Raw genomic sequence first — 25,086 nt, forward strand, 5'->3', positions numbered from 1 at the left:
CTTGCCCCCTTTTTTATGCAATAGATGTAGTCAGTCTGTCAGTAAATTTCTGTAGAACTTAGGAATCCTTAGGCTTATATCGAGTAAACCAGCAGTAAAAGATAATCATTTGCGCGATCGCTACCAACAGTTCTGCCCAAAAGAAAGATAAGAAATCTGTGAGCGTTCCCACAGGTGGGATACCGGGTTGAATGTTGCGAACCGCAGGCAAAGCAAACAGCAAAGCACCCATGTAAGCAAACATACCCAGCTCAGCTGGACGATTTTGTAGCAACACTGCCAAAGCCATAAATAGGACTGCTAAAGGTACTAACCACATTGCTATCAAGATAAACATGGCAAAAGCTTTGGTAATGATCGATCGCGAAATTTTGATCTTTACGCCAATCTCTTCTGCTGAGTCAAATCCTTTGATGATGTCGGTGTCAATGTTGTAACCTGGCAATGCCCCAATAAAGTCAACCTCCATAGGAATACTCTGCTTTTCGTCTTTGGGGTTTGAAAAGTAAAGATAAATTTCAGCTTCGTGCGTGTCAAAGGGATAGTCTGTTACCCGCCCGTTAAACAAACTCAGCGTGCCATCTACGGAAGGCGAAATCTTTTTCTTTTTAATTTGAAGATCGCCCTTGCCACCCTCAATACTGGCATAAAAATTGAGGTCGGTACTCATGATGTCTGTTTCTCCGATCGCAAAACTACCGTGGGGGATTGGGGCAATTCGGATCGATAGATCGCCTTTAATCGGGTCTACCGCTAAAAAACCAATGGGTAATGAGATGCGATTAGGCTCTTTTTCGTCAACCCCAAAGCTATACCCACTGGAGCGTTGAGTTAGATCGTTTTGATAAGCATATAACGCCAAAAAGAAAGCACTAAAAAATAGTGCTATACAGATAATGCCGACAACAATTCGCCGAGTTTTGACTGCTTTAGAGATTGCCATTGGACTACATTCTTCCCCTGATCGCTAACTAAGCTAAATACTTTCAGAACCGATAATAGCAAGATATGCTTGGTTTCCAAATCCATAAAATTGCTTGGGTTAAAACCGTCTAGCTAAACCCGCGAATCCCAACCAAATGGGATAGTTTGAGAAGTGGCACAGCGATGGCTGCATAAGATGCAAATCAATATATACTACTACGGGTAGTATTATGAGTAGCATAAAGTAGTAGCTATGAAAGTATCTATTTCTCTGCCAGATGAGTTAGTACAATATGTCGATCGGCACGTAGAAAACCGCAGCCGTCTGGTTGAAGGGTTACTGCAAGCATGGCGCAAACAGCAAGAAAAACTTGCCATGGTAAAGGCTTGTTTGTTGCTTGATGAATTAAGCGATCGGTCAACGGATGAAGATGAAGCATGGCAGCAAGCAGCGATTATCGATTGGGAAGTCTCTGGTTAGTGACTTTTGATCCTTCGATTGGGACAGAAATTCGCAAAACTCGACCTGCGGTAGTTATTTCTGGAACTATGTTTAATCAACGTAGTAAAGTAACTGTTCTACCCATCACCTCTGCTAACCCTAGCGAGCAGTTGCGTTCGATTGTTGTACCTCTGACTCCTTCTGCTATCAATGGTCTTAGTACCTCTAGCTTTGTTGTCTGTGTCGATCCAATGACGTTCGATAAACGCAGGCTTGTGCAATGTCTTGGTCAACTAGAGTTAAATCAGTTACAAGAAATCCAACAGATTTTGGCTCGATATTTAGAACTTGATATTTAGAACTCGATCGGTGAGACGTAAAGTATAGCCAATAGCATTCAGCTATCAGCTATCAGCTTTAGCTATGGGATAGTTGGGGAAGTGGCACACAGATAGCTGCATAAATTGCCCTTTTCTAGAATACTGATATTCAGTTACAGCAATCCGATGAGATTTGTCCTACAGTTTACCTGACTGTCAACAGACAATACCTATTTTGGAATTACGCGATCGCTTGCACTTCAACCCTGAATTGGTGGATTTCAATTACATTCTCGAAAATTATGCACAACTCTAAGGTGTTAAATCACGCTAATGCCAATAGTCTCTGGCAAGTGTGGGAAAAAACGGCTCAAGCCTATCCTGATACGATCGCCGTCATCGATGCCCATGCCAAGCCTGAAGTCAGACTTACCTATAAACAAGTTGTCGAACAAATCTCAGCTTTCGGGGCAGGTTTGCGATCGCTGGGCATTCAGTTTGGGGACAAGGTAGCCTTGATTGCCGATAACTCATCGCGCTGGTTGATTGCCGATCAAGGAATTTTAGCGATTGGAGCCGCCGATGCCACGCGTAGCTCGCAGGCCGAACGTCAAGAGTTACTTTACATCATCGAGCATAGCGATAGCACTGCGATCGTGGTCGAGGATCTGGCAACCTTAAACAAACTTCAGCCAGAGCTACAAAACTTGCCGATCAAGTCGATGATTCTGCTGTCTGATGAAACGCCCCCCGAAGGTGCTTTAAATTTTTCTCAACTGCTCCAAAAAGGTAGCGATCGCGATCTAGGAAATCCACCCATTACCCGCGATACCCTTGCCACGCTGATTTACACCTCTGGAACGAGTGGCAATCCTAAGGGGGTAATGCTTTCCCACGGCAATTTTATCTATGAAATTAATGGGGCGTTAACGGTAGTGCAAATCCAAGCAGGCGAGAGGGTTCTGAGCATCCTGCCTACTTGGCATTCCTATGGACGTACCTTTGAGTATTTTATTTTTTCGCAAGGCTGTACCCAGACCTATACCAACCTGCGATCGATCAAAAAAGATCTCAAGCAATTCAAACCGCATTACATGGTGGCTGTGCCCCGCCTTTGGGAGTCAATTTATGAGGGCATTCAAAAGCAATTTCGCGAACAGCCTGCCAGCAAGCAACGCCTTGTCAACTTTTTTCTGGAAACCAGTCTACAGTACATTTTGGCGCGTCGCATTGTGCAGGGCTTGAGTTTAGAAAATCTGCATCCATCGCTTGGGCAGCGCCTATGGGCAGGCATCAAAATGGTAGCGCTGTTTGGGCTACACAAATTAGGGGACAAACTCGTCTATCAAAAAGTACGAGAAGCCACGGGTGGGGCATTTAAAATCATCGTGAGTGGGGGCGGATCGATTCCCGACCATTTAGAAGATTTTTACGAAATCGTCAATATTCAGATTTTGGGAGGCTATGGTTTAACCGAGACATCTCCGATCACCCATGTACGTCGCCTCGATCGCAACTTGCGGGGCGCAGACGGACAACCCTTACCTCAAACCGAGACCAAGATTGTCGATCTAGATACCCAAAAGCCCTTACCCGTGGGGCAAAAGGGATTGGTGATGCTGCGCGGCCCTCAGATCATGCAGGGCTATTATAAAAATCCTCTAAGGAACAGCTAAGGCGATCGATCCTGACGGTTGGTTTGATACGGGCGATTTGGGTTGGGTCAGCGATCGCGACGATCTAATTATTACTGGACGTGCCAAGGACACGATTGTGCTCACCAATGGAGAGAATATCGAGCCCCAGTCCATTGAAAATGCCTGTCTCCGCAGCGCTTATATCGATCAGATCGTCCTAGTCGGTCAAGATCAAAAGCAATTGGGTGCACTGATCGTGCCCAATTTAGACACTCTAAAAGCAGAAGGTTTGATCCCACCAGAGGCAGAACTGCAAGATGCCTTACCATTGCTGCAAAACGATCGGAAAGTTCAGACCCTATATCGGGAAGAATTGAATCGCGAGGTAAAAAACCGCCCAGGTTACAGTGTGAACGATCGCATTGGCATGTTTGCGTTTTTGCCCGAACCGATGGCGATCGCCAACGGCATGATGACGCAAACGTTTAAAATTCGGCGCAATGTTGTAACGGAGCGTTACCGAGATATTATTGACAAGATGTTTACCTAATCTGATGCAAACTATGGGTTCTATAGATTTTTCTAACCAGCTTTTACTCAAGCGCACAGCCAACATCAAGGTAATTGTGACACCGCGCTGGAAAGACGAAATGCAGCAGCAACTTCAAGCCCAAATCGCTCAATTTGATGTGCAAATCCAGCAAATCGAGGCTCAAGGTACCCGTATGATTGCCGAGATTGAGAGACAAAGCATTAAGCCCCCAGGTCCCGATGTCATGCGGGAAATCGAAGAAATTCGGCTTGAGGTGAATCGCCGCAAATCAGAATTTCTAGAGCAAAAAAATCAACTTTTGCAACAATTAAGCCAAGTCCAAGTCTTGGAGTTAGAGCAAGAAGTTAACCAAGGTCAGTTAGATAGCTTTTTTCCTTTGAGCAAGGGTGATAATCTAATTGCTATGATGCAGGTTGAGATTGTATTGCGTGACGGTTTAGTTGAGGATATTCGCACTGGATTTCCAACAGCTATGTAAGACGAAGCCTAATGTCGATGGTTAACTTACCCCTGCTTGTGTTGATAACCCAAACTACCCAAAAAAATAATGCGCGTTTTATTGGTTTACCCACTTTTTCCCAAAACATTTTGGTCTTACGAGAAAATCTTGGAGTTGGTAAATCGGAAGGTTTTGCTACCTCCATTGGGTTTAATCACGGTTGCATCAATTTTGCCGCAAGCATGGGAATTTAAACTGGTCGATCGCAACGTTCGCAACATTACCGAAGCTGAGTGGGCATGGGCTGATTTGGTGATCCTGTCTGCCATGATCGTGCAGAAAGATGACCTACTGGCAATCATTCAAGAAGCAAAACGGCGGGGTAAGAGGGTGGCTTGCGGCGGTCCCTACCCTACCTCTATGCCCGAGGTTCCACAATCCGCAGGTGTGGATTACCTGATCTTGGACGAAGGTGAGATTACGCTACCCATGTTTGTGGAAGCGATCGCCAAGGGTGAAACCAGTGGCATTTTCCGCACTCAAGAGAAGCCCGATGTCACGAGCACGCCCGTTCCCCGCTTTGACCTACTAGAGTTTGATGCCTACGACTCCATGTCGGTACAGTTCTCGCGCGGATGCCCCTTCCAGTGTGAGTTTTGCGACATCATCGTGCTGTATGGGCGTAAACCCCGTACTAAAACGCCAGAACAGTTACTGGCAGAACTCGACTATCTCTACGAGCTAGGGTGGCGACGGGGCGTATTTATGGTCGATGATAACTTCATTGGCAACAAGCGTAATGTCAAGTTACTGCTAGAAGCGTTAAAAGTTTGGCAGCAAGAGCATGAATATCCCTTCCGTTTCAATACCGAAGCATCCGTTGACCTTGCCGCCGATCAAGAGCTAATGGATCTGATGATGGACTGCTACTTTGATGCCGTGTTTCTTGGGATTGAAACCCCCGATGAAGACAGCTTACAAATGACCAAAAAATTTCAAAACACCCGCTCTTCGCTATTAGAAGCCGTAGAAGCAATTACCAAAACAGGACTGCGGGTGATGGCAGGCTTTATCATTGGGTTTGATGGGGAAAAGTCTGGGGCGGGCGATCGCATCGTGCGCTTTGCTGAGCTGACGGGCATTCCTACCACCACCTTTGCCATGTTGCAGGCGTTGCCCCATACGGCACTTTGGCATCGTCTGGAAAAAGAAGGACGCTTGTGTAGTACAAATGGCAACCTCAATCAAACCACCCTGATGAACTTTGTGCCAACGCGCCCCGTCGATGAGATTGCCCGCGAATATGTCGAAGCATTTTGCGAGCTTTATGAGCCTAATGCCTATCTCGATCGCGTTTATAGCTATTTTCTCAAGCTAGGTGGCCCCAGAGTTAAGGTTCCTGCCAAGTTACCGACGCTAATCGATCTACGCGCACTGGCAATTATTGTATGGCGTCAAGGGATCAAGCGTGAAACTCGCTGGAAGTTCTGGCATCATCTCTTTAGCATGATCAAACGCAATCCTGCGGTGTGGGAACACTATTTGATTGTCTGCGCCCATAACGAGCACTTTATGGAATATCGCGAAATTGTACGCGCAGAAATTGAAGAACAGTTAACTGCCTATTGGGCGGAAGAAGAACGCATGAAGCAGTTGGAAGTAAAACCCGAAAGAGCGATCGCGGGTTAAAACAAACCATCCGCGATCGAGATTTCCTCACACTTCAGTAAATCACTCTATACAATATCCGTCAGAAAAATTAGGATAGAGTAACAAATTGCTGATAACTGAACTAAGAGGTAGAAATGTTTCATCCTGCATTTTCGATCCATCTGGCGATGCATATCCCAGATGGATTTTTGAGTTTACCCGTCAGTCTGGTGACTTGGGCGATCGCGATCGCCTTGATTGCGCTGGCATTGGTAAAGGTACAAGCCGAATCTCAAGAACGCACTGTACCCTTGATGGGCGTATGTGCGGCATTTATCTTTGCCACCCAAATGATTAACTTCCCGATCCCTGGTGGGACATCAGGGCATTTACTGGGCGGTACATTGGCAGGAGCATTGCTAGGTCCTTGGGCTGGCTCTTTGGTGATGGCTGTTGTCTTTATCGTGCAGTCAGTGATGTTCCAAGATGGTGGTCTGACCGTCTTAGGAGCCAATGTCGTGAATATGGGCTTAATTGGCACATTTGGGGGCTATTACCTCTATCGCACTATTCGCTTTTTGTTTGGTCGAAACACTTGGTATGGCATGAGCCTTGGGGTCGCGATCGCCTCTTGGACGAGTATCGTGTTTGCATCCATCCTAGTTGCTTTGGAATTAGGCTTTTCGGAGACAGTGCCGCTCGCCGTAGCATTTGTAGCGATGGTGTCTTGGCATTTAATTATCGGTATTGGTGAAGCCCTGATTACCCTAGCTGCGCTCAGTTTCATTTGGCGTACTCGTCCTGACTTACTCTACGATCGTCCATTGGCTATTGAAAATGAATAATTTGGAATCTATCTCTAAGCACTGAATCCCTATCTTTCTATTCCTTCTTACCTTTTTTCCGATCATGAAAAAAAATCATATTTTTGCCCTAGCAGGACTTGGTGTGGCATTAACGATCGCGATCTTCTTATCTCCCTTTGCCAGTAAAGATCCTGATGGTCTAGATCGAGTCTCTAAAGATCTAAAGTTTGAAGAAAAAGCCGCAGAGAATACAGCAGCCAAACAGTTACCCTTCCGTGCCATATTTGAAGAATATTCCGTAAAAGGTATTCCCGATGAGAAAGTTGCGACAGCGATCGCTGGCTTAATTGGCACGTTAACCACATTTGGCATTGCCTTGGGCATTGGGAAACTAACAGTACGGGGTAAAGATGCGACGATCGCAGCAGATCGCCCCGATCGACCTGTTGAATAGGGTGTTCGCAAGCGATCGTTCTAAAGGCTTAAGCTCATGCTATTGCTGCATATTGGTGCATCTCATCTAAATACCGAAGAGAGCCAGACCAGCAATCTGCCGATCGCTTCTTGGAAATATCTCACACCACCCACAAGAGTCTTTTGTGTGTTTCTGACAGTTTTTGCGATCGCCTTAACTCCCAATGGACACTGGTGGACATGGCTATTTTATGGAGTTTGGCTGAGCGCGGTCGTCCCACTCAGTAGGGTGAAGTTGCTGAAACTTTTACAGCGTTTGGCGATCGAGTCATCCTTTATTGGGGTGGTGCTTTTAGGAACCTTGTTTCAAAAAGGTGGTGAAGTCGTCTGGGCTTGGGGATGGTTGCAGATTACAACCCAAGGTTTGACCATATTGGGGAGCGTCGCACTTAAAGCGTTTCTATCCCTGCTCGTTCTCAATATTTTAACGATGACGACCTCTGTACCGATGCTCCTCCATGCTTTGCGCGTGCTGCGAGTGCCATCTCTGCTGGTGGCGATTTTGGCATCTATGCATCGCTATCTCAGCGTTTTAATTGAAGAATTTAACGCGATGAGAAGGGCAGCCGCTTCGCGAAACTTTGCCAGTCATAAACTATGGCGTGGGAATGCCCAACAACGCGCGTGGCAACGTCAGGTCATTGGCAATATGATTGGCGTGATGTTCGTTCGCACCTACGATCGCGGAGAACGAATTTATCAAGCCATGCTGTCACGAGGATTGCGAGAGATTCCACCAATTGAGGAAGTTCAAGCCCCTGGATTACAGGATCTGCTTACGGTTATTGGAACTGTGACGATCGCGCTAATTGGGCAGTTGATTTATGTGGGATAAGTTCCCAATGGTTTACATTGGCTTAAAGCGCGTACCAATTCCTCGACATGCACGGGTTTGCTGATGTAATCATTCATTCCCGCCTCTAAACATTTCGCCTGATCGCCTTGCATCGCATTCGCAGTCATAGCAATAATCCGAGGTCGTTCCGTTTGATTCCATTCCTCAAGAATCATGCGCGTAGCCGTTAATCCATCCATTTCAGGCATTTGCATATCCATTAACACGACATCATAGGGTTGTCGTCTTAGTGCATCTAACACTTCCAAGCCATTTCCTGCAACATCTGCCCGATAGCCCATACGAGCCAACAAACGCAAGCCCACCTTTTGATTTACCAAGTTGTCTTCTGCCATAAGAATGCGTAAGGGATATTTTTCTGCTAGATCGTTTTCTAGGACTGGAAGCTGAGATGGAACTCCAACTTTAATTGGCTGACTTGCCAAAATATTACTCAGCAGATCGTAGAGTTGTGATTGTTTGATCGGTTTATTCAGGCAAGCCGCAAAGTTGACCGCAGCCAGATCTGGAATATCAGACTTGGTTAAGGAAGTTAGCATGACCAATGGAAGACTGTCGCCTTTAGGCAGCCTGCGAATGGCTTTAGCTAAGGTCATTCCATCCATTTCAGGCATCTGCATGTCGAGAATTACGACATCAAATTTACGATCTTGTGATAACAGCTCCAGTGCCTTGGCTCCAGAATCAACCGCATGGGCAACCATATTCCATGCCTGCACCTGTAAACTTAAAATCCTTAGATTTGTGGCATTGTCATCGACAATCAATAATTGCTTGCCAGCCAATTCGTGCAAAGAAGAGATCGCAGGATCGATGGAGGCAAATGCAGGAACCGCCTTTGTCTGAATCGTGAAATAGAACGTAGAACCTCTAGCAGCATTCAAGGATAGCGTGTTAAATGGTGAGATTGTCTTCTTACCATCATTGGAAGGAGGTTCACCACCAACTACACCCTGACTTTCAACCCAAAGCCGCCCTCCCATCATGGCACTGAGACGTTGGCAGATTACCAAGCCTAAGCCAGTTCCACCATATTGCCGCGTAATTGAGCTATCAGCTTGGCTAAAAGGTTTAAACAGGCGATCGAGGCGATCGCTGTCGATCCCAATTCCCGTATCTTTAATCGCAAAACGAATATTGAAAACTTCATTAACGACGGATAAAACTTCAACCGCGAGGATAACCTCTCCAGAGGTGGTGAACTTGACGGCATTACTGAGTAAGTTGACGAGAATTTGGCGCAGTCGCGTGACATCGCTCATAATATGAGAGGGTACATCAGGACTAATCCAGTAAGCCAGTTCAATTCTTTTTTCCAAACTTCTAGAAGCCAGCAACTCGACTGCGCTTTCTACACAGGTTCTAAGATTAAAAGCTTGTTCTTCGAGATCTAGCTTACCTGACTCAATTTTAGAGAAGTCTAAAATGTCATTGATGATCGTTAAAAGTGCATCGCTACTGTTGCGAATCGTTTCGGTAAATTCCTGTTGATCGGCTGTGAGGGGTGTGTCGAGCAGCAACCCTGTCATGCCAATCACAGCATTCATGGGCGTACGAATTTCGTGGCTCATGATTGCCAAAAAATCACTCTTAGCACGATTGGCAGACTCAGCTTCCAGTTTTGCCCGTTCTAAGGCGAGAATATTGGCAGCGAGGGTTTTCCGTTGGCGGGTTTCCTTTTCTAAGAGGTCAGATTGAGCGATCGCAATGCCCATTTGGGCCGCGATCGCTTCAAGGAGTTCGATTTCACTGGATGTCCATTGGCGGTGGCGATCGCATTGGTGTAGCGCAATCACCCCATTGGTTTTATTTTGATAGGAAGTCCGAACCGCTAACATAGACTTTAAGCCAATTCGTTCGCATATCGATCTCGTTTTTTCGAGTAAGGGATCGGTATAAACATTATAAGTCGCGATCGCTTGATCTTGACTGAGCAGAAGTTCTAAATGAGGATTCCCAGTTGTAGGGAAATCGATGCCATGCATGGATGAACACCCCTCCTCTAAATATTCTGAAACTAGTGGAATTTGCGGTAAAGGGTCATCAAGATAGGCACGAATCAAGCAGCGGCTGCAACCAAAGACCTGCCCGATTTGCAGTGCGGCTGTTGCAAAAATCTGTTCGCGATTGAGACTTTGGCGAATCTCTTGAGTAATTTGTTTGAGTAATAAGACACTTTGAAATTCCCGCTGTGATGTAGCTTGAGCTTCTCGAATATCGGTAATATCGAGGCAAGAGCCAATATAGCCCATAAACCTACCATCAGAGGCATAGCGAGGCACGCCTGTACTCAGTACCCAACAATATTCCCCATCAAATCGGCGCAAGCGGTATTCCATCTGAAAGCGTTGTTGATTTTGCGAAGAGAAACTGTAAACATACAAGCAACGCTCTAGATCGTGCGGGTGAACGCTTTCTGTCCAACCCTCCCCAATTTCTTGCTCGAGCGATCGCCCTGTGAAGTTTAGCCAAGTTAGGTTAAAGAAGGTACAGAAACCTTTGGTATCAGCAATCCATAGCATTACAGGGGCAATATCTGCCATACTATGAAAGCGTTTTTCACTTTCTCGTAAATCTAATTCTACGCGTTCTCGTTCTTGAGATTCTCTTTCTAGGTTTTGTAGGCGTTGCTTGGCAGTTTCAGCAAAATAGACCGCCAGTGCTAAGATCCAAGCGATCGATAGACCACTAAAGGCAATCACCCAAAAAGAGTAAGACTGCTGTTGTTCTAGGGACGAGAAGGTCAGCCAGAGCTTGACTTTTAACCTTGTATTCCGAAAATTAATTTCTGTCTCTTCTGACAACTCGCTCAGACGTTGTGAGGATAGCGTAGAGTTGCGTCGATACAGAAAACTTTCCCGATCAAAGATAGCAATCTCATAGTTCTCAAGATTTTGCTGTATAAGAATCGTGTCAATTAGAAGCCGAAGATTATACACCCCAATAATATAGCCTTCAATCATTTTTGTCTTTTGATCGAAGATGGGAAAGATCGCAAGTAATTTCTGCTCGTTCGATTGAGGGGCAACAAAACGACTGGTCACAATTGCTTGAGACTCTTGCGCGGATAGAAATTCCTTGCGAAAATTTACGACTGAAGTCGCATCAAGCCCCAATAGATTCCAACCGCCCTCTTTAACACTCCAAAGAAGATGAAGATCTTTATCCACCCACTGAATAGATTGATAACCAGCCAGTCTTTTCAAGGTAATTTCTGCTTCTTTTTCCCAAACTGCCTGCGACCTGTTATCGTATTCCTCCCAGTGATCTACCATTCCCTCCAAGATTGAAATGCGGGAATTTAGCTGATCGGTCAATACGGTTTTGGTTGTGGAAACCTGCTGATGGAGAATTTGCGTAAGTTGTTCTCGCTCCTGCATTTTTAGCCCTTGACATACAGCTAAGGTGGCAATAGAACCAACGACACCAATTGAAATAGATCGTAGATGCCATTTATTTCCCACAGGTAGCTTCAAGTTGTACATTTGTGTTTAGCGATCGCGTTCGGCAAATTCAGCAGGCATACATCATTATGGGATTACTAAAAAATTGGCAAAGAAATTGGCTCAGAAGTAGGCAGGAACGAAAATGGCGATTGGGCTTCTGGTGCGTTGCTATAGTTTGCGGTTTGATTGTAGCGAATTGTCAGCCTACTAATCAATATATAAGCCCTTCCCGAAGTGACTCATCTAATGGTAACACTGCCAATGTTGGGGTATTGGTTTACGGCTCAGGTGGTCAGCCTGTGAACTTGGAACCAGGAAATTTTATAGACGGAAATTCGGCGATCGCGCAGCAACAGATTTACGATCGCTTGATTGCCTTTAAAGATGGCACGGTAGAGTTAGAACCTTCACTGGCTGAATCATGGACTGGCTCAGAAGATGGGAAGGTTTGGACATTTAAGTTGCTTCAGGGAGTTAAGTTTCATGATGGTAGCGATTTTGATGCGGCTGCGGTGAAATTTAATGTGGAACGTTGGTGGGATCCGCAACATCCCCAAGGTTTTCGCAATGCTGGCAAGAACTACGAGATTTGGAAAGACCTCTTTGGCGGTTTTAAGGGAGAACCTGAATCTTTACTAAAGGAAGTGGAAGCCGTCGATCGCAATACGGTGAAATTCACCCTAAATCAAGCCTTTGCCGCTTTCCCTACGGCGATCGCCTCTAATTATTTTGGCATTGCGAGTCCCAAAGCCATCCAACAGATGGGGGCAAGTTACGGTGTTGCCAGTAATAGCGATGCGAATTCAATTGCCGTTGGAACGGGAGCCTTCCGACTCAAGGAGTGGCGTACGGGCGATCGGATTGCCTTTGTGAAGAATCCCAATTACTGGCAAAAAGATTTGCCTAAATCCGAGCAACTGGTTATGCGTTTTGTCACCGATCCTGCGGCACGTTTGGCGCAACTGCGGGCAACTCAGCTCGATTTCACCGTCGATCTCGCACCCGATCAGAGGGCTGAAATTCTCAGCGACTCTAATCTCGATGTCGTTGCCCGCCCTTCATTTAATGTGGGCTATTTGGCACTCAATCCCAGCTATCAGCCTTTGTCTAACCCAAAGGTGAGAATGGCGATCGCCCAAGCCATCAATCGCAAAGCGATCGTCAAAGCCTTTTGGGGCGATTTGGGCATCAGTGACAGCCATTTTTTACCCCCTTCCTTAGCTTGGGCGCGGTCTTCAAAACTGGGAGATTATGAATACAACCCTCAAAAAGCGAAACAACTCTTAGCCGAAGCAGGCTATGCCAATGGCTTTGATTTGGAACTTTGGTATATGCCCGTTTCGCGCCCCTATTTCCCTACGCCCAAGCCGATCGCAGAGGCATTTGCCGCCGATCTGAGTGCGGTAGGCATTCGAGTCAGTTTAAAGACCAAAGATTGGGCCGCCTATCTCAACGATCGTAACAAAGCTCCTGGATTTCAGTCCTATATGATGGGCTGGACTGCTGACTATGGCGATCCAGATAACTTCTACTATCCTCACTTCGCCGCAAATTCTACCAACGATTTGGGAGGATGGAAACAGGAACGATTGATTCAGCTATTAGATCGAGGACGTGCGATCGCGGACATCAAAGAGAGAGCGCAAGTCTATGCGGAAGTCGATGAGATTCTCTATCGCGAGGCGGTGCGAATTCCAATCGTGCATTCCCAACCTCTCTTAGCAAAACGCAAAGCTGTCACAGGTTGGATTCCCAGCCCACTGGGTGTGGAGTCCTTCGCCACGGTTGCCAAATAGAAGCGTTGATTAATAGCTTGCAGACTTCCAGCGAATTTGTGAATTGCTGGCGAGTTCCTTTGCCACCGCGATCGCACCCTGTCGGTTGAGGTGACTGGGGTCAGAAAAAAGTGCGGCTTGATTGCGCCATGTTTGACTCAGATCGATATAGGTGAAATTCAATTGCGTTGAGAGATCGCGCATACGGCTGCTAAAAAGCGATTCATAGCGCGATCGCGTCGGGTCGAGATAGACATTGTGTAAAGGCAAATTCACAAACACCAGTTGAATATTATGCTGGCGGCAAAATTCTGAAACAGCCGTAAATGATTCCATCTGTTTGCCATTGAGATTAAAATCTCGATAGTCTAGATCGTAGTCACCAGAGACCTGTGGGTGGTTTTGGAAGTAGGTTTTAGGATCGAAGGTGACATCAAAACCCACAAAGCCTTTTGAATCCATTTCGGCAGATCGGTTGGGTTGAGCGGCTCTAAGCAGTTCTCTGCGATTGCTAAACAACAGGGTCGATTGTTCAAACCCCTTGACTAGTGAGGTGCGGACTAGTTGCTTCTGGGGATAACTGTCCAGAATGGCATGGAACATCTTGCCAAGTGGGGTAACGGGCTTATCGCCATCTAAATCTTTATTAGAAGCGCGATCGATCTGCTCAGACTTCCCATCGCCAGAAGTATCTGGCGATTTACGGCTGACCTGTAATTGTTTGTATCCAGGGGATGTGGAAATTTCATCATAGGTAATATCGGCGCGGTTGCTATTAAACGCTCTGACACCATCTGCCCAGATAATCATTCGCGGCAGTTGCTGTGACGACAAGATTTCGGCAAGTTGTAGGTTGACGACCTTTGCCGTAGCACCATTTACGCCAAAATTAAATACACTTACACCCTTATAGCCATTTTGTGCGAGCGACTGCTCTAAAATCGTCGGCTCGACTCCTCTTAAAGCGCGAGAGCTTCCCATAATCAAGACATCAGGTGGGCGGCGTTGCGCCGAGATATACCAGTCGATCAGTGCCAACTTGTCGTTGAGCAGATCGATCTGAAAATTTAGTTTGGGGCGATCGGTCAGGCGATTGCCTTTTAGCTCTACCGCACTGCTCTGAACTTGTTTTTTAAGCTGAGCGTGAGGCTGTGCATAATTAAATAAAGTCCGATCTAGAACGAAGGTTCCCATTACACCGACCACTAGACTAGAGAGACAAACGATCGGCGTGAGAGCCCTAGGCTGATTGGTAAACAACCATTTACCTACAAACAGATATTTGAGAACAGATAAGCCGTAGGTCATAACGACAGATGACTCTCTCTCCTCCTCGCCCTCGCTTGCCTCTCCATTGTCGGAATCTTCTTCAGAGGTTGCTGATAAGAGGTCGGGGCGATCGCTGGGGGGGACAATTCCGATCGCAAGTAGATCGATCTCAAACGACCAATTAGGTAATTTTTGTCCGATCGTTCTACTGCTGACAGTGACAGATTGTAAATAATCAGAGGGTCTCGTTTGGCGCAGGGCACTGAGAATGGGCAAAGCCATGATCGCCTGTGGAATCGCAGCTTGGCATTCACAGAGGATATTGAGGCAACTTTGGTGCAGTAATACTTTGAGCGCAGTCTGCTTTGTTTTGGGATCTTGTCGCAAACACTCAATAATCTCGGCAGCAAGTAGCGCCGCATGATCGATCGGCAAATCTACCCCCAAGGCCCAACCCTTCCCATGAAGCTTAACGCGTCTGACACCCTCAGCAAACATTACAGAAGACGATAGTGCCTGAGAATTGGGTGCGATCGCTTGTAAAATCTTGCGTGGTCGATCTGACTGACAATGCAAATAAAGGCAGTCCTCTTTTTGCTTTGCCTGAGTAATTTTGAGTTCTTCCAACTCCCAAAACTGATCGCGGAGTTGCGGATTTTGGTTTGTCTCTATGGGCGTTGCAGTATTCGTTTTTGGGGTCGCTCCTGAACCATCCTCCAGAGCGGTAGCCCGAACTGCATTTTCCCCATGTTCCGACGTCTGTTGAGCTACTTCTGTAGCGGCTGGAACATCCTCTAAAGTATCCACAGGTAATTCAGCATTGCGACCCATTACTTGCATTCATTCCACCAGAATTTTACACCCCTCAACACCAGCTACTAGCCCGTAGCTATAAAAATTGCCATGATTATTACATTAACTCAGGCGATCGGCGATCTTTTTCTGACAAAAAGCGATCGGGCATCAGTTTAAGAGCTAAAGACTACAACAGATTTAAGGCAATATTTCAGCTACGTGAATCGCTTACAAGCTGCGTGCTAAGCCTAATTTTTGATATGCCAGATCGAAAAGCGTCACAGCACAGCAAACCTAGCCTCGAGCGATCGCCCATGATAAAGACCACGATCGAAGTGTTTCGGAATCGCTGAGGCTTTACAGGATATGGATTCAAGATTTATGAATTGGTTATTTGGGTTTGTTGTGTTACTGCTAGCTGCCTTTGGTCTATCGCAGTGGCTTCATTTCTCTTTGGGAAGCTTTATGGATTGGGTCGTAGGTGGCAGCATTTTTATCTGGCTTTTGATTATTGTCACCGTTCCTTGGAATATTCATTTCAAAGCCAAGAAGGTTTTAATTGAGGCAGAGATTTCTCAAGAAAGGGGCATACCGCTCGATCGCAAACAACTTGACTATGCCAAAACCTTGGCAGATCGTTCGTTAATCGCGGCAATCGCCTTGCATGGCATTTCTGCTTTGGTGCTGTATATACTTGCCGCTAGTGGCATTAGTAGCATTGGTTATTTCGGCGCGATCGCAGCGCTGTTGTTAACGATCCTGCGCCCTGCGATCAGTACCTATGAATATCTAGCCAGTCGCCTCGCCATGATTAGCGCTCAGATTGTCTATCCCCGTGAAGATGTGATGGAGTTACGCAGTCGTTTTGCCAATTTAGAAGGGGCAGTCCAACGACTAGAAGAACAACTGAATGAAGAGCAGCCCTATTCTTGGGCAGCCAAACAACAGCAACACTGGGAAGAAACGCGAAAAGATGTCGCCCGACTCTCCGCCATATTTGAGGAACTCCGCGCCGTGAACAACCAAGATCACGAACGTCTCTCTAGGGAGGCTCAACAGGCGATCGCTCAACTCAGCAGCGATGGTCAGTTTCTCGATCACGTCCGAGAAATTATTCGGTTCTTTAAAACCTCTTGAGAATTCATGCAGGACTAAACTCTGGGGCTAGTGGAAAATGTTCGGGCTTTCAAAACTGCTGCGGCTAAGAAAGCATAGGACAGACCACCCACGATCGCCAAGAGCCAAAAATTAAACAGCGCGATCGCATTCCATAGAGCATGAAGAAAGGCAGCACTGAGATAGCCGATCGCAATAATCTGCCAGCGCTTTGAGGGTTTGAGCATGCTCAGCCCAATAAAATAGCCAAAATAGCCACTGTAGGCAATATGCCCTGCCACAGAACCCAGCACCCTCGGAATTAATAGCTGTAGACCAGTCAGTTCCCCGAGATTAGAATTGCCAGACTGAGCAGATACGCTCTGTATGATACTGGGCACATAGTCCCCCAGAGTTTCGAATAGAGTAAACCCAACCGCACTGGCAGCCCCTAATAAAATGCCATCTAGAGGCTCTCGAACTCCCACCCGCGATCGCCAAGGGGAACGCAATCGCGAGCCTACCAACCATGCCATAAAAATGGGGATAGCTTTGAGCAATTCTTCCATCAAGCCTGCTCCAAAGAACATAGCAACCAATACGCTCAAAAAGCTAACTTGTCCTGTAGGTATTTTTCCCGGCAGTAGATCGCGAAACACCCAGATGAATAGATCTAGAATGGGGCTACTCAAAATCAGCAGGGTTACAATCATTGCTGCAAGCAAAACCCACCAAGGTTTAGACTTGCCACAAAGTTGATAGACAAAATAATAGGCAGCAATACTGAGATAAATAGAAAGAGTTAGATTGAAATATATCGGTTGCCTTAGTGAGGCAAACATCAGCACGACAAAGATTACCGTCCCTATCACAGGAACGAGATAGGCTTTGTGCAGTAAATCACTCCCGTTGGAAAAAATAGGAATTAACTGGCTGAGCGTTAGATTGGTAATTTGAGAAATAGGCTGCAAAGTTGACCGATCACCTGCAATGACGGTTTCTAAGCCAGCATCCTCAAATTCGCGTTCAAAGACAACTTCGTAGTCAGGACCATCTTGAGTCAGGCGAATCCGATCGCCATGCTGCAAAACCTGACATCCGAGTAAACGCCGCTTGTTAATATAGGTGCCATTGGCACTATCTAAATCGCAAATTTCCCAGCCACTCAGAATCGATGTGCCGTTAAAAGATTTGAATAAAGGTCTAATTTCTGCATGTCGTCGAGAAACGGAAACAAAAGAACTAGAGTCAACCACAATTTCACATTTAGGGTCTCTACCCACGATCGAGGAGCGATCTGTTAAGGCAAACACGGTCTGTGCCTGCGGATTTGTGCGTGATAGTTGTCGTAGTGATGCTTTCAATATCGCCATTTGCCCAATGACAAAAAACTCTTCTGCTTAATAGCAAGAAGAGTAATGATTTGTATAATATTCTAACCTTAGAAGGAAGGAAGCTTAGACAGCTTCAAGATCTTTCTCCCCAGTACGGATACGGACAATCTGTTCGACAGGAGCAATAAAGATCTTGCCATCGCCGATTTCACCAGTACGAGCAGCAGAGATAATTTTCTCGACTACCATATCCACCTGATCGTCTTCTACGACGATTTCAACCTTGAGTTTTTGCAGAAACTCAACAGTATATTCTGAGCCACGATAACGCTCTGTTTGTCCTTTCTGACGACCGAAACCGCGTACTTCAGATACAGTCATACCGACTACTCCAGCGTTGACTAGAGCAATTTTGACTTCATCTAGCTTGAAAGGACGAATGATTGCCTCAACCTTTTTCAAATTAACTCCTCCATTGCGTATAGCAATTCTTTACACCGAATTAGCTGTAGATATTTGTAACTCAAGATACTATTTACAGATCTTGAGTTTTGTTCAGTATAAGCTAAAACATTTACGGGTATTAGTTATCGATGCTACTGCATTCGCGATCGCTCTGTACAGGTTTAAACAAGAGAATTTATATAGCTTTATAGCGCGATCGCAGGGGTCAAAGGCAATTTTTCGATTTTCAGGACTTTTCAACTTTCAGGACTGTCCTCCGACTGGACAAAGCGCAGATCGCGTTTTAAATAAGTATGTTCGCCTGTTTCGGTTTGAATGCTGGCTCTGATTAAACTAACTTTGGTCAAACGTAATTTTTCCATGTAGTGAGGGCTATCAGGATCGCGAATTTGCACGAGATCCCCAACCTGCAACTGGCGAATAGTGGGTGCAAGATAGCTTGACTGCGATTCTAGTCCCTGTGTCTGACTCTTTGGTAGTGTTTCAGGTGAAGTAGGCTCAGCCTTCCCAAACTCGGATTCCCGCTCTGAGAATGCCCTTGTGTCGGTTTGCAGAGAGCCTGTTTGTGAAGAGGGTGTCGTCTGAGATCGCCATTGTTTAGAAATTGGCGTTTGGTTTAAGGTTTGTATCTGAGTTTGAATTGTGGCGATCGCGGCGGTGTTGCTGGCTAGGTCTAACTTGATTTGTGAAAATCCTTCATGCTTGAGACGCTGCTCCACTAAGACATTGACGTAATTTTCTAATTGTTTTTCGAGCGTGCTAAAACGGGTTTGGATTGTGCGCTCTAGCTGCGTCTGTAATGTGAGAGGTGGTTCAGATCGAGATTGCTGGAAAAACGATTGTTCGAGAAATGATTCCTCTAAAAGAGACTGCTCTAATAGTAGTCGTAAACCTTTCTCTATAAGATCTGTAGTCGTTTTTCCCAATAACTGAGCCTTACCTTGTAGGGCTTCATACAGGTCAGAAGCAAGCTCAATATTGAGGTTTTCTGTCTGATGTGCCTTGGACATAAGATTTGCCAGTTTTAAAATTAGCTTTCTAATTTAATTATGATCGGTTTGTCTGAGATTGCTAAGATGATTCTTAAATTAACGAGTTTCTTACCTGTTAGGGTTTGAAGTTAACATTGTAAAAATAGCACGAAAATTTCATGTCAGCCGAAATAGGACAAAAAGCTCCAGATTTTACTTTGCCAAGCGATCGCGGCGATATTACGCTCAGTCGCTATGAGGGCAAAACCAATGTGGTATTGGCATTCTACCCTGGGGATTTTACCCCTGTTTGTACGAGCGAGATGCAATGCTTTGCAGACGACTGGACAAAATTCCGCGAATCGGGTGCCGAAATTTTGGGGATCAGTACCGATCCGATCGAGAAACATATTGAGTTTTCTAAAAAACTAGGGCTGCAATTTCCTCTGCTGAGCGATCGCAATAGGGAAGTCAGCCAAAAATATGGGGTGGCGGGTCTCTTTGGCAGCAAGCGCGCTTACTTTATCATCGATATTCATGGCATCGTGCGTTACAAGCATATTGAGTTTTTGCCAGTCTTTAAGCGTGAAGACAGCGAGCTTTTGGTGGCTCTGCGTAGCTTAAAGCCATAAACTTGGGGAGGGTTTGAGGAGAAAGCGTCAAGCTTGTTTGAGATCTTGCAGCCGATGCATAAACCAATTTGCGGCGGCTGTATTTGTTTCTTTGTCCAATCGCTGTAGGGTTTGCTCTACCAGTGCGATCGATAGATTGGTAAGCACCTGCGAAATCTCGATCGCTTCATACAGTCCTGTTTGGGTTAACCCAAATGCGAAAATCTGCATCCCTTTGACATCAATCACCCAATATTCCGCTATGCCTAAACTGGCATAAAGCTGCTTTTGCTCGTCGAGATCTAAACTGAGGGTTGTATCTGAAATTTCTCCGACTAGATCGGGGAGGCGATCTCTGTCTAAGAGAATCCGACGTGGCTCGCCGACTTGCCAACGGGGAATATTTTCACCTTTGTATAGAACTAAGTCTGGGGCACAGGCTTGGGTTTCTGGTTTCTCAATTAAGCAGCGCCCATAGGATTGAATGGTGGGTTCGGGGTTTAGAAATGCCCAAGCAAAGAAAATCGCGGTCAGTAAGTCGCTAAAAGAGGCATGATTTGGTCCTTCTTTCCCCATCTCAACCCATAACCATCCTTTGTGAAATGCTATTTTACGCCAATCGAGATCGAGGCGATCTCGGCATGCCACATAATCTTGCCAAGTGGCATCGCGTTGTAGAAGATTTTGCGAAGTTGGGTTAGATTTTTCCAGTGAGAGGATCATGAAGGAAATACCTCACAGGGGCTTGATTTAGGCTTCATGATAACATTCTGACAAAATTCATGAGCTATTGCCTTTAGTCCCCTTCATAAACTCGATTAGGATCTTGATTTCAGGATAAATTCAGCAATCGCTAAATCTTGGGGTGTCGTAACTTTAAGATTGGTTTCCTCGCCCATGACAATTTGAACGGATAATCCCACCTTTTCAAATAAGGCGGCATCGTCCGTGACTTCCCAGCCTAGCTCTACGGCTTTGAGGTGAGCATTTTTAAGCAAATCTACTTGAAAGCCTTGGGGGGTTTGGGCTGCCCAGAGCCGATCGCGGTCTGGCGTATCGACAATCGTTTTGCCATTGACAATTTTAATTGTGTCCTTGACTGGCACGGCTGCAATAAACCCTGGCATCGTTCGTAAGGAGGCATCGCAGCGATCGAATAATTCGGGTGTTGCCAAACATCTGGCTCCGTCGTGGATTAAGACGCGATCGCCTTCGGTGGGTAAAGCTTTCAGTCCGTTAAATACGGAAGCCTGACGCGTTGCCCCGCCTTGGATCAGGCGAATCGGTTTGGTGGTATGCAGCCGATTAAAAATTTTTTGAAATTCGGGATAGTCGTGGGGTTGCGCCATCACACCAATCCAGGCGATCGCTTCAGAGGCGATCGCCGCTTCTAGCGTCCATTGCAGAATTGGTTTCTCTAAGAGCGGGATCAGTAACTTGTTGCGATCGCCCCCCATGCGTTTACCACTACCCGCCGCTGGAATCAGTAAGTGACAAGCCATCACCACACCTTGCGCCCAAAAATCATCTGCATGGTCTTATTGCCGCGAATTTGGTTGGAAAGGGGTAAATGACCTTTGGGGGCAGACAAGTTCCAAGTAAAGGCATCGGGATAGCGGGTAAACGAGCCATCTTTTTTCCATCCAATCTGTAACCACAGCTTTTCCCAGTTTTTTCCCAAGCTGAGCCAAATTTTGCGCTGTACCGAAAAGCCAAATTTACCTTCTGAATAAACTTGCCACAAATTGTTAAGTATTTTTAAATCGTCATCAGAAATTAAATTCACATCGGTGAAATAGAGCCAACCCCGTTCGACAGCAGCACTGCCAGCCAACTCGCGCATTTTCTCACTGGTGATGCGATCGGCGGCTTGAAAGTCTTGTTTGGCAAGCATGGTCTGCAATGGCTCAAAGTCTACTCCAGACTCCGATTGAATCGGTAAGAGCCCGTTGGGGTAATGGGTTTGCAGCAGGGCACTCGCCTTGGATGAGTCTGCTTGAATCAGCGTCTGGTAAGCTTTGCCATCAATATAACTAACTTCAATATTGGCGGCTTGACGTTGGCGCAAAAAGTCGATTAATTGCTCGATCCCCGCATCTCCGCAACGCATGAATTCAGGGATGGCTTGTAGCTGTAATGTTTCCTTGCCTGATGCCAGCTTTTCACTTAATTCCTTCAAATCAGGGGGGGCAAGATTCATATCAAATTTCGGGTCAAGGCTCATGGGTTAAGAGAATCAAACAATTTTAACTTCCTCGCCAATTTAGCGATCGCATTAGAAATTTAAACTAAAATTCAAACCAAAATTCAGACGAATAAATTAGGCTGGGCGATCGTCTCCCAGCCTAACCTATCAGAATTAAAACTTAGGATCAAAGAATTTGAACGCTAAGTGTGAAATCTAGCAAGCATTCATTAATCAAATTAATCAATAAAGCCCATCAAAGTGGTGGAGTCATCGGTCGTGTTAGAGGCAACAGGGCGATTGCCCATCACCACATAGGAATCGCTGATTTCCAGTCCACTTGCCATTACAGGCCGTTCGCCAGAGGACATAAATTTGTCCACGATTACCAAACCGCTTGCGGTTACAGGGCGAATGCCTGCGGACGAAAATGTCTCTAGCACTTGCAGACCACTAGAGGTGATCGGGCGATCGCTGCCGCCAATTGCATAGGTTTCCACAATTTGTAAAGTCCCTTCTCCAATAGGTCGCGTACCAGCCTGAGAATAATATTCGCTCACCTTAAACCCACTCGAGCCAATGGGGCGTGGGCCAAAATGTTGCACGGTTTTCTTAATTTGAAGTCCACCCTTAGAACTACCAACGGTTGCAGCTGGTTTAGATTCTCCTTGAATTGCTAGCGCTGAGACTTCAGAAGCACCTTCTTTGTCCTGAGCGTTATTGCTAGAAGCTGGTTTAGAACTTTTAGCAGTGGCAGGGCGGGTTGGTTTCTCAGGGGTATCTTCTTTTTCTATGTTGCTAGTACTCATAAACGCTTGACATCCTTAGAAACAAAATCTTAAAGAATCATTATATTCCTTTGTAAAAACTTTTTAAGCAGATATTAAGGGGATATACATAAAAATCAGTAATTCTAAACCTAAGCGTTCGTTATCAGAGATAGGATCGCGCATAAGCTTAGAGTGGGGTGACATTACCCAAAATCGCAAGCAACGCAAATCGCGAAGGAAGTTTATATGATTGCAACAGCACCATTTCCCAATTCACCAGACCTAAAATCTGGATTGCCAAGTATTTCTGGCTGGGAAGAGGAAATTCGTTCGTTGGTTCAGCAAGATGAACCTGTATTTTTACCTACCACAAATCTTCGTTTAGAAGACATTACATCGGGGTTTGCTTGCGCCCTTCACATGCATCAGCCCACCATCCCTGCTGGGGCACATGGAGAACTGATCTGCAATCTCCAGCATATGTTTGAGCATTCAGGCGATGGTGACAATCATAATGCGGGTGTATTTGCTTGGTGTTATAGCCGCATGGGCGAGTTTATTCCCGATCTCGTGGCTCAGGGTTGCAATCCTCGCATTATGCTCGATTACTCAGGCAATTTGTTGTGGGGACTACAGCAAATGGGCAGAGAGGATATTTTTACCCATCTCAAGCGCATCACCTGCGATCGCCAATATCAGCCCTATGTCGAGTGGCTCGGAACGATGTGGAGCCATGCCGTCGTGCCTTCTACACCAATTCCCGATGTGAAACTGCACATTCAAGCATGGCAGCAATATTTTGCCTCTATCTTTGGGTTTGAGGCGCTAAAGCGGGTGAAAGGTTTCTCGCCGCCTGAGATGCATATGCCCAACCACCCCGACACTTTGTTTGAATATATCAAAGCGCTCAAAGAATGCGGCTATCGCTGGTTGATGATCCAAGAGCATTCGATCGAGCGGCTCGATGGTTCGGGGATTTGGCAGGAACACAAATATGTACCCAACCGCTTGGTCGCACGTAACTCTAAAAGCGAAACCATAAGCATTACGGCACTGATTAAAACCCAAGGTTCTGATACCAAGCTGGTAGCCCAAATGCAACCTTACTACGAAGCCAAGAGTAGAGGAAAGCAGAAAATCGGGAATATTGAAGTTCCTTCTCTAGTTACCCAAATTGCTGATGGTGAGAATGGTGGCGTCATGATGAATGAATTCCCCCGCGATTACCCAAGAGTATGGCAAGAAATTGGTAAAACTGGCGTGGTTGGCTTTAATGGAACCGAATATTTGGAACTGATTGAAGCGGCAGGTGTCAGTCCTGATGATTATCCTGTCTGCCAAGCCGTGCAACAGTCTAAGATTTGGGAACGCGTCGATCCAAATAATTCTACGCCTGAGGCAGTGGAAAAAGCGATCGCGGAGTTAAAGCAAACCGATCGCCGCTTCCACATGGATGGCGCTTCATGGACGAACGATCTGAGCTGGGTGCGCGGTTATGAGAATGTCTTGGAACCAATGAATCAACTCAGTGCCAAGTTCCATGGCAAGTACGATACCTTGGTGCAGCAAGATCCTTCTGTGACCAAGCGATCGGACTATCAAGAAGCGCTACTCTATAACCTACTGGTGCAAACGAGCTGTTTCCGCTATTGGGGTCAGGGAACTTGGACTGACTACGCTCGCGAACTCTATCGTCGCGGCGAAGCGCTCTTGTAACGAATTGCCTCCAGTAGGGGCAATTCATGAATTGCCCCTACTGGAGTAGGCGAGCGATGAATTCTAATTGCGTTAGTGAGAACGATGGTACAGGCAATATCAAGATTACTTACGTTGGCGGAGTTCCTAGAGCAGTATCCCGAGGATGGCAGGCGTTATGAAATCATTGACGGAGAGATCGTAGAAGCGCGTCCAGTTGGCGATCATGAAGAGATTATCGGCTTGGTCGATCGCGAGTATCAATTGGCGCAGTTTCGCGCTCGGGGAAAACATGCGATCGCATGTTTTCCCCGAGCTAAATCTAACAGCGAATCAGCTTTTGAATATTACTTAAAAATCCAAAATTCAATGAGCATCATTTTTACAGCCGATCGCACTGCTCCAATACTATCGCTGCTGGTTCATTGCGATCGCGGCTTCTACCGTAAAGCCTAATACCAATTTAAATTATATTGGCAACAGATAGGGCTTCCAAAATGAAAGGATATCCAGTAATCGATGCTATAACTTGGGGAGTTAATTCTGCTAGAAGTTGGTCTACCTTTTCCCTAAG

Annotated in this window: 22 protein-coding genes and 1 pseudogene; 13 read left to right on the forward strand and 10 right to left on the reverse strand. The window is 46.0% G+C overall.

Translation table 11 applies throughout. The annotated features are described in order from the left end of the window. Positions 1-58: 58 nt before the first annotated feature. The gene (locus ACP2WE_RS23365; protein ID WP_425217929.1) at positions 59-943 is read right to left on the reverse strand and encodes a DUF8686 domain-containing protein; all 885 of its coding nucleotides are present in this window, start codon (positions 941-943) and stop codon (positions 59-61) included. Between the two features lie 234 nt (positions 944-1,177). On the opposite strand from ACP2WE_RS23365, the gene ACP2WE_RS23370 reads away from it, so the two are divergent. The 8 genes and pseudogenes from ACP2WE_RS23370 (at position 1,178) to cbiQ (ending at position 8,080) form a co-directional block, all read left to right on the forward strand. Beyond that, the gene (locus tag ACP2WE_RS23370) at positions 1,178-1,405 is read left to right on the forward strand and encodes a ribbon-helix-helix domain-containing protein (RefSeq protein WP_425217930.1); all 228 of its coding nucleotides are present in this window, start codon (positions 1,178-1,180) and stop codon (positions 1,403-1,405) included. Beyond that, positions 1,405-1,725: a type II toxin-antitoxin system PemK/MazF family toxin gene (locus ACP2WE_RS23375; protein WP_425217931.1), complete on the forward strand. Its 321-nt coding sequence runs from the start codon at positions 1,405-1,407 to the stop codon at positions 1,723-1,725. The genes ACP2WE_RS23370 and ACP2WE_RS23375 overlap by 1 nt, the downstream gene beginning before the upstream one ends. Before the next feature lie 263 nt (positions 1,726-1,988). After that, positions 1,989-3,873: pseudogene (locus tag ACP2WE_RS23380) on the forward strand (AMP-dependent synthetase/ligase). 13 nt (positions 3,874-3,886) lie between these two features. Next, entirely contained in the window at positions 3,887-4,354 is a 468-nt protein-coding gene (locus ACP2WE_RS23385) for a YlqD family protein (RefSeq protein WP_425217947.1), read from the forward strand. 69 nt (positions 4,355-4,423) lie between these two features. Then, the gene (locus tag ACP2WE_RS23390) at positions 4,424-6,004 is read left to right on the forward strand and encodes a B12-binding domain-containing radical SAM protein (RefSeq protein ID WP_425217932.1); all 1,581 of its coding nucleotides are present in this window, start codon (positions 4,424-4,426) and stop codon (positions 6,002-6,004) included. 116 nt (positions 6,005-6,120) lie between these two features. After that, on the forward strand, positions 6,121-6,810 hold the full coding sequence (locus ACP2WE_RS23395; protein ID WP_425217933.1) for an energy-coupling factor ABC transporter permease: 690 nt from the start codon (positions 6,121-6,123) through the stop codon (positions 6,808-6,810). Positions 6,811-6,874: 64 nt separating this feature from the next. Continuing rightward, positions 6,875-7,225 (forward strand): PDGLE domain-containing protein, encoded by a 351-nt coding sequence (locus tag ACP2WE_RS23400; protein WP_425217934.1) that lies wholly within the window; start codon positions 6,875-6,877, stop codon positions 7,223-7,225. 36 nt (positions 7,226-7,261) lie between these two features. Further along, positions 7,262-8,080, forward strand: a complete 819-nt coding sequence (gene cbiQ, locus ACP2WE_RS23405; protein WP_425217935.1) for a cobalt ECF transporter T component CbiQ — start codon at positions 7,262-7,264, stop codon at positions 8,078-8,080. Here the strand turns inward: cbiQ and ACP2WE_RS23410 are convergent. Then, positions 8,068-11,586, reverse strand: a complete 3,519-nt coding sequence (locus tag ACP2WE_RS23410) for a response regulator (protein ID WP_425217936.1) — start codon at positions 11,584-11,586, stop codon at positions 8,068-8,070. The two genes, cbiQ and ACP2WE_RS23410, sit on opposite strands and share 13 nt — an antisense overlap. Before the next feature lie 47 nt (positions 11,587-11,633). Here ACP2WE_RS23410 and ACP2WE_RS23415 point away from each other — a divergent pair, with 47 nt between their 5' ends. Then, positions 11,634-13,343 carry an ABC transporter substrate-binding protein gene (locus ACP2WE_RS23415; RefSeq protein ID WP_425217948.1) on the forward strand — a complete coding sequence of 570 codons (1,710 nt, stop codon included), beginning with the start codon at positions 11,634-11,636 and terminating at the stop codon, positions 13,341-13,343. A 9-nt stretch (positions 13,344-13,352) separates the two neighbouring features. Here ACP2WE_RS23415 and ACP2WE_RS23420 read toward each other — a convergent pair whose 3' ends face one another. Continuing rightward, entirely contained in the window at positions 13,353-15,431 is a 2,079-nt protein-coding gene (locus tag ACP2WE_RS23420) for a D-alanyl-lipoteichoic acid biosynthesis protein DltD (RefSeq protein WP_425217937.1), read from the reverse strand. Between the two features lie 336 nt (positions 15,432-15,767). On the opposite strand from ACP2WE_RS23420, the gene ACP2WE_RS23425 reads away from it, so the two are divergent. After that, positions 15,768-16,523 (forward strand): hypothetical protein, encoded by a 756-nt coding sequence (locus ACP2WE_RS23425; protein WP_425217938.1) that lies wholly within the window; start codon positions 15,768-15,770, stop codon positions 16,521-16,523. Between the two features lie 14 nt (positions 16,524-16,537). Here ACP2WE_RS23425 and ACP2WE_RS23430 read toward each other — a convergent pair whose 3' ends face one another. The 3 genes from ACP2WE_RS23430 to ACP2WE_RS23440 form a co-directional block, all read right to left on the reverse strand. Beyond that, the gene (locus ACP2WE_RS23430; protein ID WP_425217939.1) at positions 16,538-17,854 is read right to left on the reverse strand and encodes a PrsW family glutamic-type intramembrane protease; all 1,317 of its coding nucleotides are present in this window, start codon (positions 17,852-17,854) and stop codon (positions 16,538-16,540) included. 84 nt (positions 17,855-17,938) lie between these two features. Then, entirely contained in the window at positions 17,939-18,277 is a 339-nt protein-coding gene (locus ACP2WE_RS23435; RefSeq protein WP_330481790.1) for a P-II family nitrogen regulator, read from the reverse strand. Between the two features lie 239 nt (positions 18,278-18,516). After that, complete coding sequence (locus ACP2WE_RS23440; protein ID WP_425217940.1) at positions 18,517-19,290, reverse strand: hypothetical protein; 774 nt, start codon at positions 19,288-19,290, stop codon at positions 18,517-18,519. 140 nt (positions 19,291-19,430) lie between these two features. Here ACP2WE_RS23440 and ACP2WE_RS23445 point away from each other — a divergent pair, with 140 nt between their 5' ends. Next, positions 19,431-19,883 carry a peroxiredoxin gene (locus ACP2WE_RS23445; protein ID WP_330481792.1) on the forward strand — a complete coding sequence of 151 codons (453 nt, stop codon included), beginning with the start codon at positions 19,431-19,433 and terminating at the stop codon, positions 19,881-19,883. A 27-nt stretch (positions 19,884-19,910) separates the two neighbouring features. Here ACP2WE_RS23445 and ACP2WE_RS23450 read toward each other — a convergent pair whose 3' ends face one another. The 4 genes from ACP2WE_RS23450 to ACP2WE_RS23465 form a co-directional block, all read right to left on the reverse strand. Beyond that, complete coding sequence (locus ACP2WE_RS23450; RefSeq protein ID WP_425217941.1) at positions 19,911-20,585, reverse strand: Uma2 family endonuclease; 675 nt, start codon at positions 20,583-20,585, stop codon at positions 19,911-19,913. Between the two features lie 95 nt (positions 20,586-20,680). Then, positions 20,681-21,364, reverse strand: a complete 684-nt coding sequence (gene ispD, locus ACP2WE_RS23455; RefSeq protein WP_425217942.1) for a 2-C-methyl-D-erythritol 4-phosphate cytidylyltransferase — start codon at positions 21,362-21,364, stop codon at positions 20,681-20,683. After that, positions 21,364-22,086, reverse strand: a complete 723-nt coding sequence (locus ACP2WE_RS23460) for a GUN4 N-terminal ARM-like repeat domain-containing protein (protein WP_425217943.1) — start codon at positions 22,084-22,086, stop codon at positions 21,364-21,366. Before ACP2WE_RS23460 ends, ispD begins: the two co-directional genes overlap by 1 nt. A 200-nt stretch (positions 22,087-22,286) precedes the next feature. Continuing rightward, on the reverse strand, positions 22,287-22,856 hold the full coding sequence (locus ACP2WE_RS23465; protein ID WP_425217944.1) for a hypothetical protein: 570 nt from the start codon (positions 22,854-22,856) through the stop codon (positions 22,287-22,289). A gap of 207 nt (positions 22,857-23,063) precedes the next feature. Between ACP2WE_RS23465 and ACP2WE_RS23470 the strand changes: the two genes are divergently transcribed. Together ACP2WE_RS23470 and ACP2WE_RS23475 are read left to right on the forward strand one after the other, a co-directional pair. Continuing rightward, a complete protein-coding gene (locus ACP2WE_RS23470) occupies positions 23,064-24,533 on the forward strand; it encodes a polysaccharide deacetylase family protein (RefSeq protein WP_425217945.1) in 1,470 nt (489 codons plus the stop codon). An 84-nt stretch (positions 24,534-24,617) separates the two neighbouring features. Next, positions 24,618-24,968 (forward strand): hypothetical protein, encoded by a 351-nt coding sequence (locus ACP2WE_RS23475; protein ID WP_425217946.1) that lies wholly within the window; start codon positions 24,618-24,620, stop codon positions 24,966-24,968. The last annotated feature ends 118 nt before the right edge of the window (positions 24,969-25,086 follow it).

The sequence above is a fragment of the Tumidithrix helvetica PCC 7403 genome (assembly GCF_965232925.1).
Lineage (GTDB): Bacteria > Cyanobacteriota > Cyanobacteriia > Pseudanabaenales > Pseudanabaenaceae > Tumidithrix > Tumidithrix helvetica.